At 69.2% G+C, this 23376-nt stretch carries 19 protein-coding genes and 1 tRNA gene; 17 read left to right on the top strand and 3 right to left on the bottom strand.

Annotated elements, in window-relative coordinates; all coding sequences use genetic code 11:
* The first annotated feature begins 58 nt into the window (after positions 1-58).
* The 7 genes from trpC to ACFFJD_RS02530 all read left to right on the top strand — a co-directional run bounded on the left by trpC (position 59) and on the right by ACFFJD_RS02530 (position 7372).
* On the top strand, positions 59-877 hold the full coding sequence (trpC, locus tag ACFFJD_RS02560; protein ID WP_382360463.1) for an indole-3-glycerol phosphate synthase TrpC: 819 nt from the start codon (positions 59-61) through the stop codon (positions 875-877).
* Positions 878-957: 80 nt separating this feature from the next.
* Complete coding sequence (gene trpB, locus ACFFJD_RS02555) at positions 958-2277, top strand: tryptophan synthase subunit beta (protein WP_382360460.1); 1320 nt, start codon at positions 958-960, stop codon at positions 2275-2277.
* On the top strand, positions 2274-3083 hold the full coding sequence (gene trpA / locus ACFFJD_RS02550; RefSeq protein WP_382360457.1) for a tryptophan synthase subunit alpha: 810 nt from the start codon (positions 2274-2276) through the stop codon (positions 3081-3083). The genes trpB and trpA overlap by 4 nt, the downstream gene beginning before the upstream one ends.
* Positions 3084-3105: 22 nt before the next feature.
* Positions 3106-4476 carry a prolipoprotein diacylglyceryl transferase gene (gene lgt / locus ACFFJD_RS02545; protein ID WP_382360454.1) on the top strand — a complete coding sequence of 457 codons (1371 nt, stop codon included), beginning with the start codon at positions 3106-3108 and terminating at the stop codon, positions 4474-4476.
* A gap of 10 nt (positions 4477-4486) precedes the next feature.
* Complete coding sequence (gene pyk, locus ACFFJD_RS02540; protein ID WP_382360451.1) at positions 4487-5920, top strand: pyruvate kinase; 1434 nt, start codon at positions 4487-4489, stop codon at positions 5918-5920.
* A 54-nt stretch (positions 5921-5974) separates the two neighbouring features.
* A complete protein-coding gene (locus tag ACFFJD_RS02535) occupies positions 5975-6889 on the top strand; it encodes an acyl-CoA thioesterase (RefSeq protein WP_382360448.1) in 915 nt (304 codons plus the stop codon).
* Between the two features lie 15 nt (positions 6890-6904).
* Positions 6905-7372 (top strand): hypothetical protein, encoded by a 468-nt coding sequence (locus tag ACFFJD_RS02530; RefSeq protein ID WP_382360445.1) that lies wholly within the window; start codon positions 6905-6907, stop codon positions 7370-7372.
* Positions 7373-7408: 36 nt separating this feature from the next.
* Here the strand turns inward: ACFFJD_RS02530 and ACFFJD_RS02525 are convergent, their stop codons facing one another.
* Entirely contained in the window at positions 7409-9469 is a 2061-nt protein-coding gene (locus tag ACFFJD_RS02525) for a CocE/NonD family hydrolase (protein WP_382360442.1), read from the bottom strand.
* A gap of 188 nt (positions 9470-9657) precedes the next feature.
* On the opposite strand from ACFFJD_RS02525, the gene ACFFJD_RS02520 reads away from it, so the two are divergent.
* From ACFFJD_RS02520 to ACFFJD_RS02480, 9 genes are all read left to right on the top strand, one after another.
* A tRNA-Leu gene (locus ACFFJD_RS02520) sits at positions 9658-9739 on the top strand.
* Between the two features lie 61 nt (positions 9740-9800).
* A complete protein-coding gene (locus ACFFJD_RS02515; protein ID WP_382360439.1) occupies positions 9801-10421 on the top strand; it encodes an ANTAR domain-containing response regulator in 621 nt (206 codons plus the stop codon).
* Between the two features lie 32 nt (positions 10422-10453).
* Complete coding sequence (gene polA / locus ACFFJD_RS02510; protein ID WP_382360436.1) at positions 10454-13189, top strand: DNA polymerase I; 2736 nt, start codon at positions 10454-10456, stop codon at positions 13187-13189.
* Positions 13190-13217: 28 nt separating this feature from the next.
* On the top strand, positions 13218-14675 hold the full coding sequence (locus ACFFJD_RS02505; RefSeq protein WP_382360433.1) for a serine/threonine-protein kinase: 1458 nt from the start codon (positions 13218-13220) through the stop codon (positions 14673-14675).
* A gap of 29 nt (positions 14676-14704) precedes the next feature.
* Positions 14705-15763 carry an isocitrate/isopropylmalate dehydrogenase family protein gene (locus ACFFJD_RS02500; RefSeq protein ID WP_382360996.1) on the top strand — a complete coding sequence of 353 codons (1059 nt, stop codon included), beginning with the start codon at positions 14705-14707 and terminating at the stop codon, positions 15761-15763.
* Positions 15764-15862: 99 nt separating this feature from the next.
* Positions 15863-16723, top strand: a complete 861-nt coding sequence (locus tag ACFFJD_RS02495; protein ID WP_382360993.1) for an ABC transporter substrate-binding protein — start codon at positions 15863-15865, stop codon at positions 16721-16723.
* A complete protein-coding gene (locus ACFFJD_RS02490) occupies positions 16720-17670 on the top strand; it encodes an amino acid ABC transporter permease (protein ID WP_382360430.1) in 951 nt (316 codons plus the stop codon). Before ACFFJD_RS02495 ends, ACFFJD_RS02490 begins: the two co-directional genes overlap by 4 nt.
* 32 nt (positions 17671-17702) lie before the next feature.
* On the top strand, positions 17703-18455 hold the full coding sequence (locus tag ACFFJD_RS02485; RefSeq protein ID WP_382360990.1) for an amino acid ABC transporter ATP-binding protein: 753 nt from the start codon (positions 17703-17705) through the stop codon (positions 18453-18455).
* 64 nt (positions 18456-18519) lie between these two features.
* Positions 18520-19656, top strand: coding sequence for a helix-turn-helix domain-containing protein (locus tag ACFFJD_RS02480; protein WP_382360427.1), 1137 nt, complete (start codon positions 18520-18522; stop codon positions 19654-19656).
* Positions 19657-20018: 362 nt separating this feature from the next.
* Here ACFFJD_RS02480 and ACFFJD_RS02475 read toward each other — a convergent pair whose 3' ends face one another.
* Together ACFFJD_RS02475 and ACFFJD_RS02470 are read right to left on the bottom strand one after the other, a co-directional pair.
* On the bottom strand, positions 20019-20855 hold the full coding sequence (locus tag ACFFJD_RS02475; RefSeq protein ID WP_382360424.1) for a class I SAM-dependent methyltransferase: 837 nt from the start codon (positions 20853-20855) through the stop codon (positions 20019-20021).
* Positions 20852-21409, bottom strand: a complete 558-nt coding sequence (locus tag ACFFJD_RS02470; RefSeq protein WP_382360421.1) for a 2'-5' RNA ligase family protein — start codon at positions 21407-21409, stop codon at positions 20852-20854. The genes ACFFJD_RS02475 and ACFFJD_RS02470 overlap by 4 nt, the downstream gene beginning before the upstream one ends.
* Before the next feature lie 241 nt (positions 21410-21650).
* Between ACFFJD_RS02470 and rpsA the strand changes: the two genes are divergently transcribed.
* Positions 21651-23129: a 30S ribosomal protein S1 gene (rpsA, locus tag ACFFJD_RS02465; RefSeq protein WP_382360418.1), complete on the top strand. Its 1479-nt coding sequence runs from the start codon at positions 21651-21653 to the stop codon at positions 23127-23129.
* The last annotated feature ends 247 nt before the right edge of the window (positions 23130-23376 follow it).

Below are 23376 nucleotides of genomic sequence, written 5' to 3'. Positions count from 1 at the left end.
GACTGACTCTAGGCTGGATCCATTATCGGGAGTTCAGACACGTGAAAGGGGCCCCACCGTGACTGGCGGCACAGTGCTCGACTCGATCATCGAGGGTGTCAAGGCCGACGTCGCCGCGCGCGAAGCGGTGCTCGATCTGGAGGCCGTGAAGGCGGCGGCGCTGCGGGCTCCGGAGCCCCGGGACGCCACCGCAGCCCTCCGGCAGCCGGGGATCGGCGTCATCGCCGAGGTGAAGCGGGCCAGCCCCTCCAAGGGCGCCCTCGCCAACATCCCGGACCCGGCCGATCTGGCCCGCGCCTACGAGGCCGGCGGTGCCCGGGTGATCAGCGTGCTGACCGAGGAGCGTCGTTTCCAGGGCAGCCTGGCCGATCTGGACGCGGTCCGCGCCGCGGTCGACGTCCCGCTGCTGCGCAAGGACTTCATCGTCGGGCCGTACCAGATCCACGAGGCCCGCGCGCACGGCGCGGACGTGATCCTGCTGATCGTGGCCGCCCTGGATCAGCAGGCGCTGGCCTCGCTGCTCGATCGCACCGAGTCGCTGGGGATGACCGCCCTGGTGGAGGTGCACACCGAGGAGGAAGCCGACCGCGCCCTGGAAGCCGGGGCGACCGTGATCGGCGTGAACGCGCGCAACCTCAAGACGCTCGACGTGGACCGTGACAGCTTCGCTCGGATCGCGCCCGGCCTGCCGTCGAACATCATCAAGATCGCCGAATCCGGTGTCCGCGGCCCCGCCGATCTGCTGGCCTACGCCGGCGCCGGCGCCGACGCGGTGCTCGTCGGCGAGGGAGTGGTCACCAGCGGCGATCCGCGACAGGCGGTCTCCGATCTGGTGACCGCGGGCGCGCACCCGTCGTGCCCCAAACCGTCGCACTGACCCCAGCCCGTGCGCGGCCGACCGGTCGGCGTCCAACCCGGTTCGCCCCGACGCCGAACCGATGAGGATACTGAATAACCGTGACCGAGAATCCCGACGTGCAGACTGAACGTTTTCCGCTCGCCAGCGACGGCATCGCCGACCGCTCGCCGATCGGACCGGACGAGTTGGGCCACTGGGGCGTGTTCGGCGGCCGGCACGTCCCCGAGGCGCTGATGGCGGTGATCGAGGAGACCACGGCCACCTATGAGAAGGTGCGCACCGACAACGACTTCTTCGCCGAACTGAACGCCCTGGCCCGCGACTACACCGGCCGTCCGTCGCCGCTGTACGAGGCCAAGCGCCTGTCCGAGGAAGCGGGCGGCGCACGGATCTTCCTCAAGCGCGAGGACCTCAACCACACCGGCTCGCACAAGATCAACAACGTCCTCGGCCAGGCCCTGCTCGCGCAGCGCATGGGCAAGACGCGCGTCATCGCCGAGACCGGCGCCGGTCAGCACGGCGTCGCCACCGCTACGGCGTGCGCGCTCCTGGGACTGGAGTGCCTGATCTACATGGGCCGGGTGGACACCGAGCGCCAGGCGCTGAACGTGGCGCGCATGCGGCTGCTGGGCGCCGAGGTGGTCGCCGTGGAGACCGGTTCGGCCACGCTGAAGGACGCCATCAACGAGGCCCTTCGCGACTGGGTGACCAACGCGCACAACACCTACTACTGCTTCGGCACCGCCGCCGGTCCGCATCCGTTCCCGATGATGGTGCGTGACCTGCAGCGCATCATCGGACTGGAAGCGCGGGCGCAGATCCTCGACCAGGCCGGGCGTCTCCCGGATGCCGCGGTGGCCTGCGTCGGTGGCGGTTCCAACGCGATCGGCCTGTTCCATCCGTTCATCGACGACGAGGGTGTCCGGCTGGTCGGCTGCGAGGCCGGCGGCGACGGGGTGGAGACCGGTCGGCACGCGGCCACCTTCACCGGCGGCACGCCCGGGGCCTTCCAGGGCGCGTACTCGTACCTGATGCAGGATGAGGACGGACAGACGATCGAGTCGCACTCGATCTCGGCGGGCCTGGACTATCCGGGTGTGGGCCCCGAACACGCTTACCTGCGCGATCTCGGGCGCGCGGAGTACCGTCCGGTCACCGACACCGAGGCCATGGACGCGCTGGCGCTGCTGTCGCGCCGCGAAGGCATCATTCCGGCCATCGAATCGGCGCACGCCGTCGCCGGGGCCGTGCAGCTGGGTCGGGAACTGGGCGCGGGCGCGATCATCGTGGTCAGCCTCTCCGGACGCGGCGACAAGGACGTCGACACCGCCGCCAAATGGTTCGGCCTGTTCGACAAGCCGCAGTCGGAGTTCGAGTACGCGGCCAGCCTCGCCGCTGAGAAGGAGACCGGCCGATGAGCCGCCACAGCACCGCACCGTCCCGACTGAGCGCACTGTTCGCGCAGTGCCGCGCGCAGGACCGCGCCGCGCTGATGGGCTACCTGCCCGTCGGTTTCCCGACGTTGGACGAGTCCCTGACCACCATGCGCACCATGGTCGACAACGGCTGCGACGTGGTCGAGATCGGTGTGCCGTACTCCGATCCGGTGATGGACGGCCCCACCGTCGCCCGGGCCGCGCAGGAAGCGCTGAACAACGGGGTCCGGGTGCGCGATGTCTTCGTGGCCGCCGAGACCGTGGCCGCCGCGGGTGCGCAGCCGGTGGTGATGACCTACTGGAACCTGGTGCTCAAGTACGGCGTCGACGCCTTCGCGCGGGATCTGGCCGCCGCGGGCGGAGTCGGCATCATCACGCCCGACCTGATCCCCGAGGAAGCCGCCGCCTGGCAGGCCGCCTCCGACGCCCACGGGCTGGACCGCATCTACCTGGTGGCGCCGTCGTCGACCCCGGAGCGGCTGGCGATGACCGTCGACAGCTGCCGCGGCTTCGTGTACGCGGCATCCACGATGGGGGTCACCGGCGCCCGGGACTCGGTGTCGTCGATGGCGCCGGAACTGTGCGCGCGGGTGCGTGCGCACTCGGACATTCCGATCGGTGTGGGGCTGGGTGTGCGCAACGGCGCGCAGGCCGCCGAGATCGCCGGCTACGCGGACGGCGTGATCGTCGGTTCGGCGATCATCTCCGCCTACCGCAACGGCGGGCAGGCTGGGGTCGCCGAACTGGTGACCGAACTCGCCGAAGGCGTGCGCGGTACCGTGCGCTGACCCGTCCGTTAGGGTGGCACGCGTGAGTGACACGACGCTTCTGGCGTACATCCCCAGCCCGTCGCAGGGCGTGTGGGAGGTCGGCCCGTTCCCGCTCCGCGCCTACGCGCTGTGCATCATCGTCGGCATCCTGGTCGCCGTCTGGTGGGGCGATCGACGGTGGCGGGCGCGCGGCGGTCAGCCCGGCGACGTGCTCGACGTGGCGCTGTGGGCGGTGCCCTTCGGCTTGATCGGCGGTCGGCTCTACCACGTCGCCACCGACTGGCACATCTACTTCGGTGAGCGGGGCAGCGGTCTGAGCGGCGCCGTCGCCATCTGGGACGGCGGCCTCGGCATCTGGGGTGCGGTGGCCTTCGGTGCGGTGGGCGCCTGGGTCGGCTGCCGCTGGAAGGGCATCAAGCTGCCCTCCTTCGGTGATGCCCTCGCGCCGGCGATCCTGTTGGCGCAGGCCATCGGGCGTCTCGGCAACTACTTCAACCAGGAGCTCACCGGCGGCCCGACCACTCTGCCGTGGGGCCTGGAGCTGTTCGTGCGCCAGGACGGCAACGTGACCGGTATCGCGCTGCCCAACGGCGTGTCCACCGGTGTCCTGCACAGCGTGGTGCACCCGACGTTCCTGTACGAGATGCTGTGGAACATCCTGGTGGTGATCGCGCTGGTGCTGCTCGATCGTCGCTTCCGGATCGGCCACGGCCGCCTGTTCGCGCTCTACGTGGCCGGCTACTGCGTCGGTCGCTTCGGGATCGAACTGCTCCGCACCGACACGGCCACCGAGATCCTCGGGGTGCGGATCAACGTCTTCACCTCGGCGATCGTCTTCCTGTGCGCGGCCCTGTACTTCGTGATGGCCCCGCGCGGTCGCGAGCTGGGGCTGTCGATGTACTGGCCGCGGCGCGCCGAGGAACTGGCCGCGGAGGGCGAGCTGGGCTACGTGCCGCCCGCCCTGGACGACGACGTACCGGCGGCCCCGCCGATCGTCGACGCCGCCGACCTCGTGACCCCGAACCCCGCGGAGGACGCCGCGGTCGGGGACCCTGCCGACGAGGACCCTGCCGACCATGACTCTGCCGACGGGGTCCCTGCCGACGAGGACGACTCCGACGACGAGGACGACGCGGCGCAGGCCGCGGAGGCGGCGACGGTCTACACCTTCGAATCCGATCCCACCGGGCAGGTCGGCGGCATCGAGATCCGCGAGGTGATCTCCTCCGCGGAGGACGCGTCGATGGTGGTGATCGCGGCGCCCGCCGCGGAAACCGTGGAGCCCGACGCCGAGGCCGCAGAGCCCGCCGACGCCGACGACACCGCCGATTCGGACGTTTCCGACGCGCCGGAGACGGCAACGCCCGACGTCGATACCTCCGATCAGGACGGTTCCCAGTCGAAGGACTAGCCTTGGTGACGTGACTCGTCGAACCAAGATCGTCTGCACCCTCGGACCCGCCACCAATACCCCCGAACGCATCACCGAGCTCGTCGAAGCCGGGATGAACGTCGCCCGGATGAACTTCAGCCACGGCACCCACGAAGATCATCAGAGCGTGTACGAGGCGGTCCGCCAGGCCTCCGCGGCTACGGGCCAGCCGGTCGGTGTTCTCGCCGACCTGCAGGGGCCCAAGATCCGTCTCGGCTGGTTCGAGGACAACGGGCGACCCAACGGCGCGGTCGACTGGAAGACCGGCGAGCAGATCCGCATCACCGTCGACGAGATCGTCGGTGACCACGACCGGGTGTCCACCACCTACAAGCAGCTCGCCGAGGATGCGAAGCCGGGCGATCGGTTGTTGGTCGACGACGGCAAGGTGGGCCTGGTGGTCGAGGGCGTCGAGGGCAACGACGTGCTGTGCCGGGTCACCGAGGGCGGCACGGTCAGCAACCACAAGGGTCTGTCCATGCCGGGCATGAAGATCTCGGTGCCGCCGCTGAGCGAGAAGGACATCGCCGACCTCGAGTTCGCGCTCGGGCTGGGCGTGGACATCGTCGCGCTGTCCTTCGTGCGCAGCCCCGGTGACATCGAGCTGGTGCACGAGGTGATGGATCGGGTCGGTCGACGCGTGATGGTGGTCGCGAAGCTGGAGAAGCCGGAGGCCATCGAGAACCTGGAAGCCATCGTGCTCGCGTTCGACGCGATCATGGTGGCGCGCGGCGACCTGGGCGTGGAGATGCCGCTCGAGCAGGTCCCGCTGGTGCAGAAGCGGGCCATCCAGATCGCGCGCGAGAACGCCAAGCCGGTCATCGTCGCGACCCAGATGCTCGATTCGATGATCGAGAACTCGCGGCCCACGCGCGCCGAGGCCTCCGACGTGGCCAACGCGGTGCTCGACGGCGCGGACGCGGTGATGCTCTCCGGCGAGACCTCGGTGGGCGCATTCCCGTTCGACACCGTGCGCACGATGAGCTCCATCGTGGTGGCCGTGGAGGAGAGCCGCCGCGAGGTGCCGCCGCTCAAGCACGCGCCGCGCACCCAGCGAGGTGTGCTGACCTACGCCGCGCGGGACATCGGCGAACGACTGAACGTCTCGGCGATCACCGTCTTCACCGAGACCGGTGACACCGCCCGACGGATCGCGCGCCTGCATTCGCGGCTGAAGCTGATGGCGTTCACCACGCGTGAACTCACCCGCAACCAGCTGACGCTGTCGTGGGGCGTCGAGCCGTTCCTGGTGCCCAAGTCGCCGTCGACGGACGCGATGATCGACCAGTTGGATGCGTTCTGCGAGTCCAACGGGATGGTCAAGCGCGGCTCGGTGGTGGTCGTGGTGGCCGGCGCGCCGCCGCAGGTGCCCGGCTCCACCAATCTGCTGCATCTGCATCGCATCGGCGAACAGGATCACTGAGGCCGCGTCGCGCCGGGTGGGTGGGCCGCAACGGCTCTCGCATAGGGTTGTGGGATGACTCGCAACCTGAACGACCCGAACCATCGGATCGGAGTGGAGTCCGAGCACGGTGACCTCCACAAGCTCCTCGAACTGCTCGATCTGGAGCAGGTCGAGGACGACCTGTTCATCGGTCAGCACCCCGAGCAGAAGACCGCCCGCACCTTCGGCGGTCAGCTGCTGGGGCAGGGCCTGGTGGCCGCGGGTCGGACCCTGACCCGCGGCAACCCGCCGGTGCACGCGCTGCACGCCCACTTCATCCGCGGCGGCGACGTGAACAAGCCGATGGAGTATCACGTGCAGCGTTTCCGCGACGGCAAGGCCTTCGCGAACCGCCAGGTGACCGCGATGCAGGACGGCGCCGAGGTGTTCACCATGCTGGTGGCCTTCCAAGACAACAACGCCGGTCTCGAGCACGCCGTCGAGATCCCGCTGGTGCCCTATCCGGAGGAACTGCCGCCGCTCGGCGAGCACTTCAAGGGCTACGAGGAGCAGGTCGCGTTGTTCGTCAACGCGCTGCACCCGATCGACATCCGGTTCGCCAACGACCCCACCTGGAAGATGAAGGATGCGGGGGAGACGCTCACCCACAACCGCGTGTGGATGAAGACCGACGGCGACCTGCCGGACGATCCGCTGCTGCACGTCGCGGCGATGGCCTACGCCTCCGACACCACGGTGCTCGACTCGATCATCACCACCCACGGCCTCTCGTGGGGCATGGACCGGTTGTTCGCGGCGACGGTCAACCATTCGATGTGGTTCCACCGCGAGTTCCGCTTCGACGACTGGCTGCTGTACGCGACCGAGTCGCCGGTGGCGGCCGGCTCGCGCGGGATCGGCTCGGGCAGGTTCTTCATGCGTGACGGCACCCTGGCCACCTCGGTGGTGCAGGAGGCGCTCATCAAGTACTTCCCGCCGCGTTCCTGACCCCGGTCCGTCGCGATGAACGAGCAACCGGGCCCGTCGATCGAGTACTTCCAGCCGTCCGGCCCCTACCTGCCGCGCAACCGGTGGCGACGCCGCTCCGACCGGTGGGTCTGGGTGGTGAGCACCGTCGCGGCGGTGGTGCTGGCCGCGGCGGCGATCACCGCGGTGACCGTCGGCTCCCTGCGCACCGACACCTTCACCGCGACCGGGCGGGTGGCGGCCGACTGCACCACCCGCACGGCCGTGGAGGCGCCCTCCACCGACGAGCGGTCACCGGTGCGCATCCTCGCCGCCGCCACGGGCACGCTGCTCGCGCAGACCCGCCTCGACCGGTTCAGCCGGGAGAGGCGCGGGACCGAGCAGGTGTGCTTCCTGGGCTTTCAGGTGCAGCGCCTGGAGGTGGTCGACGGCGGCTATCTCGTGCAGATCGGCACGCTGCCCGACCGCATCGTCACCCGGACCGCACTGCGGGACGGGATCTGACGCGACCGGGCGCGGGGCCGGGCTACCGCGGTGGCCTCACCGCAGTGGGCGGTCCACCGGGACGTTCACCCAGCTCGGATTCTTCGGGTCGATCTCGATGAACTGCGGACCGAACTTCGAACTCCACATTGCCGGCCCCAACGGTAGGGCCTTCGGGGCGTTGAGCGAGTAGATGTCGATGCGCAGCCGGTCGCCGGGGCGCAGCGCCGCCTGCGTCGGCGTCATCGGGATGTCGATGGCCAGGACCTGACCCGGACGCACCGGCCGGTACTTGTCCAGGGACAGGTACAGGAACGGATCGATCACGTCGCCGTTGGCGGCGAACTGGCTGCGCGAGCGGTCCACGGCCCGCAACGACACCATCAGCTGACCCATCGAGACCACCTGCGATCGGCCGTCCGGGGACACGATGTTGACCGTGGCGTGCCAGTAGCCGTCGGTGGCCTGCAACCGCTGGTTGAGATGGATGGCAGGCCAGCCCGACAGTCGGGTGGTCTTGCCGACCGGTGCGGTGGTGAAGGTCTGCGCGGACAGCTCGGCGACCCGGTTGTCGCGGCCGCAGAAGTCCAGCAGTGCGGTCACCCCGGCCGCGCCCTGCGCGCCGTCCTTGCCGCAGACGTTGCTCAGGCCGGGGGTCACCACGCGGGTGGCCCGGGTGGTCGGCGCCTTCGACGACAGCGAGCCGTCGCCGGCCACCGGGGTGTTGATCGAGCGGGACGGCGCACCGGTCAGATACTGCCGCTGGTGGGTGTAACCGGGCAGCGGGAACGTGGGTCCCTGCAGGAAGTCATCGCGCGGCATCGAGGCCAGCGTCGCCGGCGAGTACCGGTCGATGCCGTTGTCGATGCCCTTGAGCCAGCGGTCGTACCAGGCGCGCGCCAACACGTTCATCTTCGGCGGATTGCCCGGCGTGCCCAGCTGCGCGCCGGTGGTGACGTGATAGCCGTCATCCATGATCAGCTTCTTCTTGCTGTCGGGCAGTCGGGTGAGCCCCGACAGTGTGCGGGCCTCGCTGTTGGTGAACAGGTCGTTCCATCCGCCGATGGTGAACGTCGGCGTGGTGATCTTCCCCAGGTCGGTGTACAGGGAGGCGCGACGATTCGAGTCGCCGCTGAGCAGGTCGCGCGTCTCGCCGGTGACCTGACCGGGGTGCTGCACGGTCAGCGCCTGCAGCATGACGTCGAAGTAGGTCAGCGGATCCTTGGCCCGATCGCCCAGCCACTTCCAGTCGAAGGTGCCGTTGAGGATGGAGGCCACGTTCGGGATCATCTTGCTGGTGTTCACCAGGGCCAGCCACATGGAGAGGAAGCCTGCGCCGACGCCGCCGCCGGGGGCCACCACGTCGCGCACGATGTCGGCGCCGGGCACCACCGGGAAGATGGCGCCGAGCGCGCCGGGACGGTCCGAGGCGGCCTGCAACTGGTTGATGGCCGAATACGACGCGCCGGCCATGCCGATCTTGTCGGTGGACCAGCGCTGCTTGCCCACCCAGTCGATCACCTCCAGCGTGTCCTTGCGTTCGCGCTCGCCGAAGACCTGCCAGGTGCCCTGTGAGAAACCGGTGCCGCGCACGTCCACCACCAGCATGTTGTAGCCGGAGCGGATCAGCTTGGTGTCGTAGGAGAAGCTGGTGGCGAAGCCGCTGCGCAGCGAGCCGACCAGTTCGTTGTAGCCAGAGAGCACCGTGCCCTGCAGGTTCACTGCGTTGAGCAGTTCGATCAGCTGCGGGACCAGCACCGGGTGGTTCACCACTTCGGCGGCCAGCGCGCTCACCATCTTGGTGTACGGCGTCATGTTCACGATGGTGGGCAGCGTCTTGTCGATCGGCTTGCCCGCCCGGTCTGCCGGGCGGATCAGGTTGCCGCGCAGCACCGTGCCGTCGCTCATCGTGATCGACACGTCGGGGGTCACCGCGTGCCCCGGGTACTTCTGCGGACCCTCCGCGGTGCGCGTCCACTTGGCGCCCAGCGCGCCGAAGACGGCGCCGTCGGCGGTGCCCGTCGCCGTCGGCAGCAGCCCGGCGCCCGCGGCGATGAGCAGCGGAATCAGTAAGAGCGCGAAGGATCGGAAGAACCGTCTTCTGGCGGTCTGAACCATGTGATGAACAACTCCCCAAAGTCGTTTTGTGAAGTAACCTGTGAAGTTACTGGGACGTAACTTAGCGGACCGTGAAACAAAAGTCGATCCTTTGCGTCATGGGTGTGCGGTGGAGGCCGATTTCCGGCGTGCCGACGGCGGGTCGTACACTTGCTCTCGGTCGCACGCTCGATCACGCTTCACCACCCGCCCCGGTGGCGAAATTGGCAGACGCGCCGCACTCAAAATGCGGTCTCGAAAGGGGTGCCGGTTCGAGTCCGGCCCGGGGCACACATTTTCGGCGTGGTCGACGGCCGCGCTCACCACCGCCGAACCGGGAGATGTCAGGGCGATGAGCCAAGCCGGGTCCGTACCGGACCAGCCGCACGCACATCGAGTGGTTGTCGCCGAAGACGACTCCCTGATTCGCATGGATCTGTGCGAGATGCTGCGCGACGAGGGATACGACGTGGTCGGGGAGGCCCCCAACGGTCAGGTGGCCGTGGACCTCACCGAGTCGCTCCGTCCGGATCTGGTGATCATGGACATCAAGATGCCCGTGCGCGACGGCATCGACGCGGCCAGCGAGATCGCCCGCCGCCGGCTCGCTCCCGTGGTGATGCTCACCGCCTTCTCGCAGCGCGACTTCGTCGAACGCGCCCGCGACGCCGGCGCGATGGCCTACCTGGTCAAGCCGTTCAACCAGTCGGATCTGGTGCCCGCCATCGAGGTCGCCCTCAGTCGGTTCCGGGAACTGCGGGCGCTGGAGGCCGAGGTGGCCGGCATCAACGAGCGGTTCGAGACGCGCAAGCTCATCGAACGGGCCAAGGGGCTGCTCATGGAGAAGCAGGCGCTGACCGAGCCGGAGGCCTTCCGGTGGATTCAGACCAATGCGATGGATCGTCGCGTCACCATGAAGGCCGTGGCCCAGGTCGTGGTCGAGACCCTCGGCGCCGACGCCCCGCCCGCCTGAACTGTCGGAGGGTCTCACTACACTCGGATGGCGTGAGCCCTGCGCAGACGTCCTCCAAGAAGCCCTCATCCGGTGCCCGTGGCAAGTCGGAGAAGCGGCCGACGCTGATGCTGCTCGACGGCCACTCGCTGGCCTACCGTGCGTTCTTCGCCCTGCCGGCGGAGAATTTCAAGACCAACACGGGGCAGACGACCAATGCGGTCTACGGCTTCACCTCGATGCTGATCAACCTGCTGCGCGATGAGGACCCGAGTCACATCGCGGCGGCGTTCGACGTCTCGCGCCAGACCTTCCGCTCGGAGATGTTCCCCGACTACAAGGCGCAGCGCTCGTCGTCGCCCGACGAGTTCCGCGGCCAGGTGGACCTGACCAAGGACGTGCTCGCGGCCATGGGCATTCCGGTGATGGCGATCGAGGGCTACGAGGCCGACGATGTGATCGCCACGCTCGCCACGCAGGCCGATGCGCAGGGCTACCGGGTCCTGGTGGTGACCGGCGACCGCGACGCGCTGCAGCTGGTCAACGACAACATCACGGTGCTCTACCCCAAACGCGGGGTGTCCGAACTGACCCGGTTCACACCGGAGGAAGTGGAGCGCAAGTACGGGCTGACCCCGGCCCAGTACCCCGACTACGCCGCGCTGCGCGGCGACCCCAGCGACAACCTGCCCGGCATTCCGGGCGTGGGGGAGAAGACCGCGGCCAAGTGGATCCGCGAGTACGGCTCGTTCGCCGCGCTGGTCGATCACGCCGACGAGGTGCGCGGCAAGGTCGGCGACTCGCTGCGCGAGAACCTGGCCGCCGTCATGATGAACCGTCGACTCACCGAACTGGTCCGCGACATGGACCTGCCGCAGCAGCCCGACGAGTTGGCGCTGCACGGCTGGGACCGCGACCGCATCCACCGCCTGTTCGACGACCTCGAGTTCAAGGTGCTGCGCGACCGCCTGTTCTCCACCCTCACCTCGTCCGAACCCGAGGCCGAGGCCGGTTTCGAGGTGTCCGGCACCCGACTGGCCGCCGGCGACGTGTCGGCGTGGCTGGCCGAGCACGCGCAGACCGGCCGCAGCGGCCTGGCGGTGAGCGGTGCCGCACGGGTGGTGGGTTCGGAGGCGACCGCCGTGGCGATCGCCGCGGCCGACGGCGAGGCGGCCTATCTCGATCCGGTCGCGCTGACCCCGGAGGACGATCAGGCGCTCGGCGCCTGGCTGGCCGACCCGGAGCGGCTCAAGGCCGTGCACGAGGTCAAGTGGGCGATCCACGCCCTGCGCGGACGCGGCTGGACCCTCGCCGGGGTCACCTCGGACACCGCGCTGGCGGCGTACCTGGTGCGTCCCGGGCAGCGGACCTTCAACCTCGACGACCTGGCCCTGCGCTACCTGCGCCGGGAACTGAAGGCCGATACGGCCGCCGACGACGGTCAGCTGTCCCTGCTCGACGGTGACGAGGACGACCTGGCGGCATCGAATCAGCTCATGCTGTCGGCACAGGCCGTCGCCGAGCTCGCCGACACCCTCGACACCGAACTCGAACGCATCGAGTCGGTGCCGCTGCTGCGGGACATGGAGCTGCCGTTGGCCTTCGTGCTCGCCGAACTGGAGGGCACCGGCATCGCCGTGGACTCCGCGCGCCTGGAGGAGCTCGAACGCGGCTTCGCTCAGCGCGTGCGCGATGCCGCCGAGTCGGCGTACGAGGTCATCGGCGAACAGGTCAATCTCGGCTCGCCCAAGCAGCTGCAGGTGGTGCTCTTCGACAAGCTCGACATGCCGAAGACGAAGAAGACCAAGACCGGGTACACCACCGACGCCGACGCGCTCGCCTCGCTGTACGAGAAGACCGAGCACCCCTTCCTCAAGTATCTGCTGGAGCATCGCGATGCCACGCGGCTCAAGGTCACCGTCGACGGCCTGCTCAAGACCGTCGCCGACGACGGCCGGATCCACACCACCTTCAACCAGACCGTCGCGGCCACCGGACGCCTGAGTTCGACAGAGCCGAACCTGCAGAACATCCCGGTGCGCACCGATGCCGGGCGGCAGATCCGCGGTGGATTCGTGGTCGGCGACGGTTACGAGTGCCTGATGACGGCGGACTACTCGCAGATCGAGATGCGGATCATGGCGCATCTGTCCGGCGACGAAGGGCTGATCGAAGCCTTCAACACCGGCGAGGACCTGCACAACTTCGTCGGCTCGCGGGCCTTCGGCGTACCGATCGACCAGGTGGACGCCCAGATGCGACACCGGGTCAAGGCCATGTCGTACGGGCTGGCCTACGGACTGTCGGCCTTCGGACTCGCCGCGCAGCTCGGCATCAGTCGGGACGAGGCGCGCGACCAGATGGACCAGTACTTCGCCCGGTTCGGCGGGGTGCGCGACTACCTGCACGAGGTGGTGGTCCAGGCGCGCACCAAGGAGTACACCGAGACCCTCTTCGGGCGTCGCCGGTACCTCCCGGATCTGAACTCGGACAACTTCCAGCGTCGTCAGGCCGCCGAACGGATGGCCCTCAACGCGCCCATTCAGGGCAGCGCCGCCGACATCATCAAGGTGGCGATGATCAACGTGGCGCGCCGCCTGACCGACGAGGGCCTCGCCTCGCGCATGCTGCTGCAGGTGCACGACGAACTCGTCGTCGAGGTGGCCGTCGGGGAGCGGGACACCGTGGAGCGTCTGGTCCGGGAGGAGATGGGCGGCGCCATCGAGCTGTCGGTGCCGCTGGACGTCTCGGTCGGCTTCGGTCGGTCCTGGGACGACGCGGCCCACTGACACCGGGCCGGGCGAGGAGGGACGGCACATGCCGGGAGAACGGGTCGGTACGCGGTTCGGTCCCTACCGTCTGGACGCGCTGCTCGGCGCCGGTGGCATGGGGGAGGTGTACCGCGCCTACGACACCGCCAAGGATCGGGTGGTCGCGCTCAAACTGCTCAATCCGGCGCTGGCCCGCGACCCGGTCTACCGGGAACGCTTCCGGCGCGAGTCGCAGACCGCGGCCCGGCTCGGCGAACCGCACATCATCCCCATCCACGACTGGGGCGAGGTGGACGGCGTGCTGTTCATCGACATGCGCCTGGTGCAGGGCGGTGACCTGCGGGGGCTGCTTCGATATGCGCGGCGCCTGCCGCCGCCGCGGGCCGTCGCGCTGCTCGAACAGATCGCGGCCGCCCTCGACGCCGCCCACGCCCAGCGCCTGATCCATCGCGATGTGAAACCGGAGAACATTCTGGTCACCGACCGCGACTTCGCGTACCTCGTCGATTTCGGGATCGCCGACAGCGCCGGGGACACCCGGCTCACCGAGGTCGGCGGCGCCATCGGGTCGGTCGCCTACATGGCGCCGGAACTGTTCGACGGTCATCCCGCCGGGCCCGCCAGCGACGTGTACGCGTTGGCCTGCGTCCTGTGCGAGTGCCTCACCGGGCAGGTGCCGTTCCCGGCCGCCACGGTCGGCGCCGCCATCAAGGCGGCCGTCACGACGCCGCCGCCGCTGGTGAGCACGCTGGTGCCGGAGCTGTCGCCCGCGTGGGACCCGGTGATCGTGCGGGGCCTGAGCCCCGACCCGCGGCGACGCTTCGGCTCGGCCGGGGAACTGATGACGGCGGCCGCGCAGGCCGCCCGCGCGACCGGAGCGCCGTACGGCACTGTGCCCACCCCTTTTGCGCCCACCCCGCTGGCACCCACCCCGCTGGCACCCACCGCGCTGGTGCCCGCGCCGCCGACCAAGAAGTTCTGGGGCCTGCCGGTGCTGATCGGCATCGTGGCGCTGGTGCTGGCGCTCGCGGTCGGGGCGCTGATCGCGGTGACCGCGTTCGACGCCGACGGCTCCGGCGAGGGCGCGCAGGCGCCGCTCACCGCCTCCACCGCGGTGTCCGAGACGCCGGGCCGGACCTCGGCGTCCCTCGCGCCGTCGAGCAGCCCGCCGACGAGCAGCCCGTCGTCGAACACGGTCCGCACCTATCCGGCGCCGACGCCGGACGTCGTGGTCAGCGCCGATCCGTCGGCGCCGGGCTATGTGCCGCCACCGCCGCCGATCGACGAGGCGCAGTACTTCGCCCAGTTCGGCGCGTTCAACTACCTGGACACGGCGCGGCAGACCGCGAGCGAGCATTACGGGTCGGTGATCGTCGACGGCTCCCTGGTGGGTCTGCGCACCCGGTACGCGGTGGTCCGGCCCACGCGGTCGTGGGCGGAGGCGGAACGGGTGTGCGCCAAGTTCGGTGCCGGGCAGTGCTATCCGCAACGCCGCGTCGGCTAGCCTCGGCGAGAGTGGTGACTTCTGCGGACATGACCCTGCCCATCGCGGTCCTGGAGGGCGACGGCATCGGCGCCGAGGTGGTGCCGGTGGCGGTGGCCGCGGCCGAGCGGGCCCTCGCCGCGCAGGGCGTGCGGGCGCAATGGACGCCGCTGCCGTACGGTGCCGCCGCCATCGACAGCCACGGCTCGCCGCTGCCGCCGGAGACCCTGACGGAGCTGGCCGGGTTCGACGTCATGGTCGTCGGACCGCACGACAGCGTGTCCTATCCGCTGCCGCACCGGGACGCGCCGCCGCCCGGAGCGGTGCTGCGCAAACACTTCGGGCTGTACGCGAATCTGCGCCCGGCACAGGCGATCGCGGGATTGCCGGCCACGGCGCCGGACATCGACCTGCTGATCGTCCGGGAGAACAGCGAAGGCCTGTACGCCGACCGGAACATGGCGGTCGGCAGCGGCGAGTTCATGCCGACCCCCGATGTGGCGCTGGCCGTGGGCCTGGTGACCCGGGCGGCCACCGAACGGATCGCCGAGCAGGCGTTCGCCGCGGCGCGCACCCGGCGCGGGCACGTCACGGTGGTGCACAAGGCCAACGTGCTGCGCCTGACCACCGGCCTGTTCCGCGACGTGTGCTTCGAGGTGGCCCAGCGCTATCCGGACGTGCGGGTGGACCAGCAGCACGTGGATGCGATGGCCGCCCTCCTGGTCCGTCGACCCGCCGACTTCGACGTCCTGGTCACCGAGAACCTGTTCGGCGACATCCTGTCCGATCTGGCCGCCGAACTGTCCGGCTCGCTGGGCCTGGCCTCGTCGATCAACTGCTCGGACACGCGGGTGATGGCGCAGGCGGTGCACGGGGCGGCGCCGGACATCGCCGGGCGCGGGCTGGCGGATCCGATCGCGATGGTCGGGTCGGTGGCCTCGGCCCTGGACTTCCACGCCGCCCGGCACCGGGATCGGCGGGTGGCGGCCGCGGCGGAGGCGTTGCGGGCCGCGATCGCGGCCACCGTGGCCGCCGGGATCCGCACCCCGGATCTGGGTGGATCGTCGTCGACGGCGGAATTCGGCGATCACCTCGTCGCCGTCCTGTAGGTTCAACTTTCGAACTCACCGGCGCCTGGGGCCGGTGGCCGAGCAAGGGGGTACTGGGTGCTGCGCGGACCTCTCCGACGTCTCGGCACGTTGCTCACGATGCTGGCGCTGCTGCTCGCGGTGGCCTGCACCAACGACGAATCGGCGCTGGACGTGCAGCCGATCACCGTCTCGGTGGACGAGCAGCCTGCCATCGCCGCACTGGTGCCGCCGAAGATCGCGGCCTCCGGTGTGCTGCGGGTGGGCACCAACCCGCCGTATCAACCCAACGAATTCAAGAACCCGCAGGGCCAGATCGTCGGTTTCGACGTCGACCTGATGGAGGCGGTGGCGGCGGTCCTCGGTCTGCGGGCGAAGTTCTTCGAATCGGACTTCGACAAGATCATCCCCGCCATTCAGTCCGGCACCTTCGACATCGGGATCTCCTCGTTCACCGACACCCTCGAACGGGAGAAGCAGGTCGACTTCGTGACCTACTACCGCGCCGGGGTGCAGTGGGTGCAGCGGGCCGGGGACCACGTGGACCCGGACAATGCCTGCGGCCTGCGGGTGGGGGTGCAGGCCACCACCGTCGAGGACACCGACGAGGTCCCGGCCAAGAGCGCGGCCTGCGTGGCCGCAGGCAAGGCGCCCATCGTCAAGGAGAAGTTCGACGCCCAGGATCAGGCGGTCACCGCGCTGCTGCTGGGCAAGATCGACGCCTTCTCCGCCGACTCGCCGGTCAGCGCCTACGCGGTGACCAAGGTTGCCAAGATCGGTGAGGAACTGGAACTGGTGGGCCCGATCTACGACGCGGCGCCCTACGGGATTCCGCTGCCGAAGGGCTCGTCCCTCGGTCCGGCCGTGCAGCAGGCCATGCAGTACCTGATCGACAACGGCTACTACCAGCAGATCGCCGAGCACTGGGGAGTGGAAGCCGGAATGATCGAGACCTCGCAGATCAATGGAGCGCAATCATGACCGCCGGATCACCGCAGTCACCTCGGCCCGACCGGCCCGCCGACGCCGAGACGAACCCGGATCCGATCCGGGCGATACCGCTGCGGCACCCGGGGCAATGGATCTCCGCCGTCGTCATCTTGATCCTGGCCGGGTTGTTCGTCTACGGCGCGGCGACCAACGAGGCCTACCGCTGGTCCACCTACTTCGATTACCTCTTCGACACGCGGATCATCGAGGCGGCCGGGTGGACCCTCGCGCTCACCGTGCTCGCGATGATCCTGGGCGTGGTGCTCGGCGTGCTCTTCGCGGTGATGCGCCTGTCGTCGAACATGGTGCTGCGCTCGGTGGCCTGGCTGTACCTGTGGGTCTTCCGCGGCACGCCGGTGTACGTGCAGTTGGTGCTGTGGGGCCTGTTCGGCTCCATCTACAAGCAGATCGATCTCGGGATCCCGTTCGGACCGCAGTTCTTCCACATCGACGTGCAGTCGATCAATGCGGCCTTCCTGTTCGCCGTGATCGGCCTGGGCCTGAACGAGGCGGCCTACATGGCCGAGATCGTGCGCGCCGGGATCTCCTCGGTCAATGAGGGACAGTCCGAGGCGTCGGTGGCGTTGGGCATGACGTGGACGCAGACCATGCGCCGCGTCGTGCTGCCGCAGGCGATGCGGGTGATCATCCCGCCGACCGGCAACGAACTGATCAGCATGCTGAAGACCACGTCCCTGGTCACCGCCATACCGTTCTCGCTGGAGCTCTACGGCAGGCAACGCGACATCTCCAGCCTCAACTTCCAGCCGATCCCGATGCTGCTGGTGGCCTCCACCTGGTACCTGGCCGTCACCAGCATCCTGATGATCGGCCAGCACTATCTGGAGAAGCACTACTCCAAGGGAGCCAGCCGCATGCTCAGCGACGACCAACTCGCGGAATTGGCCCGCGCGGAGACCATCGAGGGCGGCCGATGAGCAACCCGGCGAACGGCGCCGCCGCGGTGCCGATGGTGCAGGCCGAGAGTGTCTGCAAGAACTTCGGTGCGCTGCAGGTGCTGCGCGGCATCTCGCTGGAGGTTCAGCACGGGGAGGTCGCGTGCCTGATCGGCCCGTCCGGATCGGGCAAGTCCACCTTCCTGCGGTGCGTGAACCACCTGGAGAAGGTCAATGCCGGCCGACTGCGCGTGGACGGCGAACTGATCGGCTACCGCGAGCGCGCGGGCAAGCTCTACGAACTGAGCCCGCGGGATGCGGCCCGCCAGCGCCGCGACATCGGCATGGTCTTCCAGCACTTCAACCTGTTCCCGCACCGCACGGTGCTGGCGAACGTGATCGAGGCCCCGGTGCTGGTCAAGGGCAAGTCCCGCGACGAAGCCACGGTGCACGCCCTGGATCTGCTCGACAAGGTGGGCCTGGCCGCCAAGGCCGACGCCTATCCCGCGCAACTGTCCGGCGGCCAGCAGCAGCGCGTCGCCATCGCGCGGGCGCTGGCGATGGAACCGAAGCTGATGCTCTTCGACGAGCCCACCTCGGCGCTGGATCCGGAACTCGTCGGCGACGTCCTGGCCGTGATGCGCGACCTCGCCCAGGCCGGCATGACGATGCTGGTGGTGACCCACGAGATGGGCTTCGCCCGCGAGGTGGCCGACCAACTGGTCTTCATGGCCGACGGCGTGGTGGTCGAACGCGGGAATCCGCGCGCGATGCTGGAGGACCCGCAGCACGAGCGCACCAAGACGTTCCTGTCCAAACTGCTCTGAGCAACCACCGCGGGCTGTGCATGAAGGCGTTGGGATAGTCCCAATCCCGCAGTACAATCGGATCATGGATGCCACCACCAGGGAGATCGGCCAGCGGATTCGGGATGCCATGGCGGTCGGCATGACCCAGCGGGCGCTGGCCGACAAGGCCGGGATGACACCGGACGCGATGTCCCGCGCGCTGAACGGGCATCGGGGATTCGCGACCGTCGAGCTGATCGGTATCGCGGACCTGCTGGGCGTCGACCTCCAGTGGCTGGCGACCGGACGTCCGGATGTGCGGCAGACCGATCTGGTCGCCCGGCACGACTGGGACGAGGCGTCCGGCCGGCGCGTCAACGGCGGGCGACGCGCGGACACCGAGGCGTTGGCGCCGATCGTCGAGCTCTACCGGGAGGCCTACCCGGCGGGGGTGCCGTCGAGTGGGGCCCTGCCCGAGGATCCGGCGGACCTGCGGGTCGCGTTGGGGACCGACTTCGTCGGGCGGTTCGCCGAGCGGGTGGAGACGGCCTTCGACGTGGACGTCGTCAAGATGCCCGAGCTGACGACGTCGTACTCGACGAAGTTGGAGGGCGTGCGCGGTCTCATCGTGTTGGTCGCCGACGCCTTCTGGTATCGCAACAACTGGTCGCTCGCCCACGAACTGGGCCACCTCGCCCTGGGGCACGCCGAAGGCGAGGTCTCCGACGCGGAGCGACAACGGCAGGAGGCCGCCGCCGACACGTTCGCGGCCGACCTGCTGCTCCCGCGGTCGGTGATGAGCGGCGTGGACTGGACGGAGGTGAGCGTGCCGGAGGTGGCGGCGTTCCTCTGGCGGCACGGAGTCTCGACGTGGGCGCTCCGACGTCGACTCGCCTACCTCAAGCTGGTGGCCGGGGCGGACGTCCTGGCCGCGCTGGAGTCGTCGACGCCGCGGCTCTTGCGCGCGCACCTCCGAGAGGTCTCGGTCGATCCCCACGCCGTGGTGCGACGTGAACAGGAGTCGGCGGCGCGGAGATTTCCGCTGGGTCTGCTCGAGGTGGCCACGCGACGCGTCGACGAAGGCCGCATGGGGCCCGAACATCTTGCGTGGGCGCTCGGCGTACCGGTGGACAGCGTGACGCCGGACGAGGAGCGGGTGGCCGAACAGTACTTCCGTGACATGGGTCGGCAGTCGCCCGGGGGCGCCTCGCCGGTACCGCCGGGTCCGTCTGGCTCATGACGATCCAGTGGTCCCTCCTGACGACGAAGAAGGAGGCGCGCTGCTTACAGAACTTCACCTGCATGGCGCCGGCCAGGCGTGCGGATCGTCCCTGGGAACACCGGGCGCAGGCTGCGCTGCGCCACTGCGGTCAGCACCTTCCGGCCGCTTCGTTCCTTCTCCTGGGACGGGAGGACGGACGCTGGCGGTCCGCGGCAAGATCCACCGCGAGAATCTGGCCAGCCAACTCCTGGCGAAGCGATTCGCGCTGGAACCGCAACCGGATTACGACGACGAGTATCAGATCTGGGGACGGACGGTACCGGTCGACGCGTCGACGCAGTGAGCGGATCCGGTGGGCGCGGACCCGTCCCGCCCGCGGGTCAGTCGGCGGCGCGGCCGTGCGGCTTGTGGCAGGCGAAGATCGCGGTACCCGGGAACAGTGCGCCGCGCAGCGGGGACCACTGGCCCCATTGCGCTTGCAGATCCTCCGGCCACTCGGGTTCGACGATGTCGTCGAGGACCAGCCCGGCCGCCACGATCTCGCGGACGCGATCGCCCATGGTGCGGTGGTGTTCGACGTAGGTGATGTTCCCCGCGGCGTCGGCCTCGGAGTACGGCGTCCGATCGAAGTACGACAGCGTCACCGTGAGGCCTTCCGGGCCCGGATCGTCGAGGAACATCCAGCGCATGGGGTGGTTGGTGGCGAACACCCAGCGACCCCCGGGGCGCAGCACGCGGGCCACCTCGCGCATCACGCGGGCCGAGTCGGAGACGAAGGGGATCGCGCCGAACGCCGAGGTCGCGAGGTCGAAACTGGCGTCGGCGAAGGGGAGCCGTTCGGCCCCGGCCAGGACCAGCGGCACCGGCGCCGGGTCGTCGGCCATCGCGGCCACCGCGTGCCCGAGCATGCCGATGGACACGTCCAGGCCCACGACGCGAGCGCCGCGCGCGGCCAGCCACCGCGCGCACGGGGCCGCGCCGCAGCCGATCTCCAGCACGTCGAGCCCGTCCACGTCGCCGAGCAGGCCGATGTCCTCCTCGCGGAGCCGTTCCGGGCCCCACACGAAGTCCCCGCCGGGGATGTCGTTGCCGAGGAAGATCCCGTGCTCGGCCTGATAGCCGTCGGCCTCGTCGTCCCACCACGAGCGGCTGGCTGCTTCGCTGGTCGCCGAATCGAGTTCACCGAGCACGCGCGGTGGCCGCGAGGGAGTGGTCATGGCCCCGAGTCTAGGTCGGCGGCCTCCGGTGGCCGGGCTCTCACCACGACCTCCGCGGCGGCATCGCCGTCCCAGCGCCGCACCGCCGTGAACGCGATCTCCTGTTCCGGCCAGTCGATGAGGCGCAGCGCCTCACCGACCTGCTCGGCGGTGAGACGGCGGGCGAGGGTCAGGTGCGCCGTCCAGCGACCGGGCCGGGTGTGCGCGAAGACGCGCTCGGCGAACGCGTCGACCGCCGCCGAGGCCTGCGCGTGCAAGGCGAGCAGGGCGGCATCGGGCACGACGGAGGCGGCCAGGGTGTAGCGCCCGTGGCCGGCCAGGATCACCGGCGGGCCGATGCGCGCGGCCAGCGGCAGACCGGGTGCGAGCGCGTCGAGCAGAGCGTCGGCGGCGGGGGAGATGTGCGGTGCGGCGATGAGCGTGCAGTGCGGGCGGTCGGTGGGCGAGGCGGGGCGTCGACGCGAGCGCAGACCGGCGTCGGCGAGGCGGGCCCACGCTGCGCGCAGCACCCGATCGGTCTGCTCGTCGGGCAGCAATTCGAGGGAGTGCGCCACGATGGAACCTTTCGCCCGGTGGTGCGCGGTGCGCGTGTTCGACTTGCGTTTGTGCAGGACAAAGGTGGTGGAGTAGCCTGGCCAGTGCGTGTGTTCGATGCGCGCACCCGACTCCGTCAAGCGTAGCCGTTCCGGTCACGATTTGCGGGGCCGGAACATTCATCGGTGAAACGGTCGCTACCTGCAGGAACGCGGTCGTGGAGCCGCCAAAACTACTTACCTGTCCGGAGCAACTCACCACATGTCGTCCCCCACGATCACCTCGCCGCAAGTAGCCGTCAACGATATCGGCTCGGCTGAGGACTTCCTCGCTGCCATCGACTCCACGATCAAGTACTTCAACGATGGCGACATCGTCGAGGGCACCATCGTCAAGGTCGATCGCGACGAGGTGCTGCTTGACATCGGCTACAAGACCGAGGGTGTCATCCCCTCGCGCGAGCTGTCGATCAAGCACGACGTCGACCCGAGCGAAGTCGTCACCGTCGGTGACGAGGTCGAAGCCCTCGTCCTCACCAAGGAGGACAAGGAAGGCCGCCTGATCCTGTCCAAGAAGCGCGCACAGTACGAGCGCGCCTGGGGCACCATCGAGGAGCTCAAGGAGAAGGACGAGGCCGTCAAGGGCACCGTCATCGAGGTCGTCAAGGGCGGCCTGATCCTCGACATCGGCCTGCGCGGCTTCCTCCCGGCTTCGCTGGTGGAAATGCGTCGTGTCCGCGACCTGCAGCCGTACATCGGCAAGGAGGTCGAGGCCAAGATCATCGAGCTCGACAAGAACCGCAACAACGTGGTCCTGTCGCGTCGCGCATGGCTCGAGCAGACCCAGTCCGAGGTCCGCAGCGAGTTCCTGAACAAGCTGGCCAAGGGGCAGGTCCGCAAGGGCGTCGTCTCCTCGATCGTCAACTTCGGCGCCTTCGTCGATCTCGGCGGCGTCGACGGCCTGGTGCACGTCTCCGAGCTGTCCTGGAAGCACATCGACCACCCGTCCGAGGTCGTGGCCGTGGGCGACGAGGTCACCGTGGAGGTCCTCGACGTCGACATGGATCGCGAGCGCGTGTCCCTGTCGCTCAAGGCGACGCAGGAAGACCCGTGGCGTCAGTTCGCCCGCACCCACGCGATCGGTCAGATCGTGCCGGGCAAGGTCACCAAGCTGGTGCCGTTCGGTGCGTTCGTCCGAGTCGAAGAGGGCATCGAGGGCCTGGTGCACATCTCGGAGCTGGCCGAGCGCCACGTCGAGGTCCCGGACCAGGTCGTCTCCGTCGGCGACGACGCGATGGTCAAGGTCATCGACATCGATCTCGATCGTCGTCGTATCTCGCTGTCGCTGAAGCAGGCCAACGAGGACTACACCGAAGAGTTCGACCCCTCGAAGTACGGCATGGCCGACAGCTACGACGAGCAGGGCAACTACATCTTCCCCGAGGGCTTCGACGCCGAGACCAACGAATGGCTCGAGGGCTTCGACGCTCAGCGCGAGGAGTGGGAAGGCCGCTACGCCGAGGCGGAGCGTCGCCACAAGATGCACACCACCCAGATGGAGAACTTCGCCGCCGCGGCCGCCGAGGCCGAGAACGCCGGCGAGTACTCCAGCTCCAGCGGTTCGTCCGCGTCGACCTCTGCGTCGACCTCGTCCAGCAGCGGTTCGGCTCCGGCCGGCGGCTCGCTGGCCAGCGACGAGCAGCTCGCCGCACTGCGCGAGAAGCTGACCGGCAACGCCTGATCCAGGCGCTACCCGCTAGCAAAGAACCCCCGGTCCGCTTCGGCGGATCGGGGGTTCTGCGCATCCGGTGACCCGCGTGTCGCGACCCACCCTTCGTGTCGCCGAGCTGCACGGAACTTGTCAAGCTGTCTGAGACAGCTGGTTGGTTTGGTTAACAGTTTTGGTGTTGATTCCGGTCGGTCCAGGCAGGGGCGGTGCCTGCGGAGGCCGCCGGAACCTGCCGGGGTTCGCCGCGTACGCCCGATCG

Origin of the sequence: Gordonia phosphorivorans, from assembly GCF_042432625.1 — a bacterium.
Classification (GTDB): Bacteria; Actinomycetota; Actinomycetes; order Mycobacteriales; family Mycobacteriaceae; genus Gordonia; species Gordonia phosphorivorans.
This window is presented reverse-complemented; position numbering and strand designations above follow the sequence as displayed.